Source organism: Streptomyces fuscichromogenes, from assembly GCF_014645815.1.
GTDB classification, from domain to species: Bacteria; Actinomycetota; Actinomycetes; order Streptomycetales; family Streptomycetaceae; genus Streptomyces; species Streptomyces fuscichromogenes.
Genome location: NZ_BMML01000089.1, coordinates 1 through 2,740, shown reverse-complemented (window position 1 = coordinate 2,740; position 2,740 = coordinate 1). Strand labels below are relative to the sequence as shown.

Here is a 2,740-nt window from a genome sequence, read left to right as displayed (position 1 = left end):
AGGATGAGGTGGGCGTTGGTGCCGCTGATCCCGAAGGAGGAGACCGCCGCGCGGCGCGGCCGGTCTCCTTGCGGCCACTCCTGCTCCTGGGTGAGCAGGCAGACGGCTCCGGCCGACCAGTCGACGTGTGAGGTCGGCTCGTCCGCGTGCAGGGTGCGCGGCAGGAGGCCGGCGCGCATCGCCATGACCATCTTGATGACGCCGCCGACTCCGGCGGCGGCCAGGGTGTGGCCGATGTTGGACTTCAACGAGCCGAGCCACAGGGGCTGTTCGGCGGTGTGGTCCTGGCCGTAGGTGGCGATCAGTGCCTGGGCCTCGATGGGGTCGCCGAGCTTGGTGCCGGTGCCGTGGGCCTCGACCGCGTCCACGTCCGCGCCCCTCAGGCCGGCGTTGGCGAGGGCCTGGCGGATCACCCGCTGCTGGGCGGGGCCGTTGGGGGCGGTCAGCCCGTTGGAGGCGCCGTCCTGGTTGATGGCGCTGCCGCGGACGACGGCGAGGACGGGGTGGTGGTTGCGGCGGGCGTCGGAGAGGCGTTCGACGAGGAGCATGCCGGCGCCCTCGCCCCAGCCGGTGCCGTCGGCCGACTCGGAGAAGGCCTTGCAGCGGCCGTCCGGGGACAGCGCGCGCTGCCGGCTGAACTCGACGAAGTTGACCGGGCCCGCCATGACCGTGGCCCCTCCGACCAGGGCGAGCGAGCATTCGCCCTGGCGCAGGGCCTGGGCGGCCAGGTGCAGGGCGACCAGGGAGGAGGAGCAGGCCGTGTCCACCGTGAGCGCGGGACCTTCCAGGCCCAGGGTGTAGGCGACCCGGCCGGAGGCGATGCTGGTGGTGGTGCCGGTGGAGACGTATCCCTCGACGCCCTCGGGGAGTTGGCCCACCCGGGTCACGTAGTCACCGGTGATGACGCCGGCGAAGACGCCGGTGTCGCTGCCGCGCAGGGTCGCGGGATCGATACCGGCCCGCTCCAGCGCCTCCCACGCCGTCTCCAGCAGCAGCCGCTGCTGCGGATCCATCGCCAGCGCCTCACGCGGACTGATCCCGAAGAACTCCGCGTCGAACTCGGCCGCCCCGTACAGGAACCCGCCCTGCCGCGTGTACGAGTGCCCCGCCGCCCCCGGATCCGGGTCGTACAGGTCCTCCGCCCAGCCACGGTCGGCGGGGAACTCCCCCACCGTGTCCACGCCGTCGGTGAGGACCCGCCACAGGGCTTCGGGGGTCTCGGCGCCGCCCGGGAACCGGCATGCCATGCCGACGATGACGACCGGGTCGTCGGTGTCGGCCGGGGCGGCGGACCGTGCGGCCGGCAGGGCGACGGCGGTGCCGGCCGTACCGGCCAGCCCCTCGCGCAGGTGGGCGGCGAGCGCGTCCGGGGTGGGGTGGTCGAAGATCAGGGTGGGTGAGAGCCGCTGGCCGGTGGCGGCGCTGAGCCGGTTGCGCAGTTCGAACGCGGACAGGGAGTCGAAGCCCATCGTGGTGAACGTCCGTGCGGCGTCGACGCGTTCGGTGCCGCTTCGGCCGAGGACCGCGTCGCTCTCGGTCCGTACGATGTCGAGGAGTGTCTGCTGCTGCTCGGTCTCGGTGAGCGTGGCGAGGCGCGCGGTGAGGGCCTGTTCGCCGCCCGTCCCGGCGGCCGGCTCTCCGGCTCGCCGGGCCGGTTTCCGCAGCAGGCCGGCAAGGAGCGAGGGCAGTGTTTCCCGGGCCGCGCGGGTGCGCAGTGCCGGGGTGTCGACGGTGACGGGGACGAGGACCGCGCGGTGGTGGCCGAGGGCGGCGTCCAGGGCGGCGAGCCCCTGTTCCTCGGTGAGCGGTGCGATGCCGGTCGCCGTCATCCGGGCGAGTTCGGTGGCGTCGAGCCGGCTGGCCATGCCGTCGGCGGTGCGCCACAGGCCCCAGGCGAGGGAGGTGGCGGTAAGTCCCTGGGCGTGGCGGTGGTGGGCGAGGGCGTCGAGGAAGGTGTTGGCGGCCGCGTAGGTGGCCTGCCCGGCGTTGCCGAGGAGGCCGGCGGCGGAGGAGAACAGCACGAACGCGGCCAGGTCGCGGTCGCGGGTCAGTTCGTGCAGATGCCAGGCCGCGTCCGCCTTGGGCCGCCACACCCGCGCGAGCTTGTCGGCGTCCAGCGACTGCACCATGCCGTCGTCCAGGGAGCCCGCCGTGTGGAAGACGGCGGTCAGGGGGTGCTCCGGGTCGATCTCCGCGAGCAGCCCGGCAGCCTCGTCGCGGTCGGCGATGTCACGGGCGGTGAGGGTGACGTGGGCGCCGAGTTCGGTGAGGGAACGGGTCAGGCGTGCGGCGTCGGGGTGGTCCGGTCCGCTGCGGCTGGTGAGGAGCAGGTGCCGGACACCGTGCCGGGTGACGAGGTGGTGCGCGAGGAGCCGGGCGAGGGCTCCGGTGGCGCCGGTGATCAGGACCGTGCCGTCCGGGTCCGGCTGCGCCGGCAGCGTCAGGGCGACCTTTCCGGTGTGCCGGGCCTGGCTCATGTGCCGCAGCGCCTCCGGGGCGTGCCGGATGTCCCAGGCGGCCACCGGCAGCGGGGTCAGCGCCCCGGCCTCGAAGAGGGCCACCAGTTCGGTGAGCATCTCCTGGATCCGGTCGGGGCCGGCCTCCAGGAGGTCGTAGGCCTGGTAGGCGACTCCCGGGTGCCGCTCGGCGACCTGCGCCGCGTCGCGGATGTCGGCCTTGCCGATTTCGAGGAAGCGTCCGCCGTGGGGGAGCAGGCGCAGGGAGGCGTCGACGAATTCTT

The 2,740-nt window shown here is 74.0% G+C and carries 1 protein-coding gene; it reads right to left on the bottom strand.

Features of this window, described 5'->3' with window-relative positions; genetic code table 11:
- A partial coding sequence (locus IEZ11_RS50230) for an SDR family NAD(P)-dependent oxidoreductase (RefSeq protein WP_189269829.1) occupies positions 1-2,740 on the bottom strand: 2,740 nt, incomplete at both ends.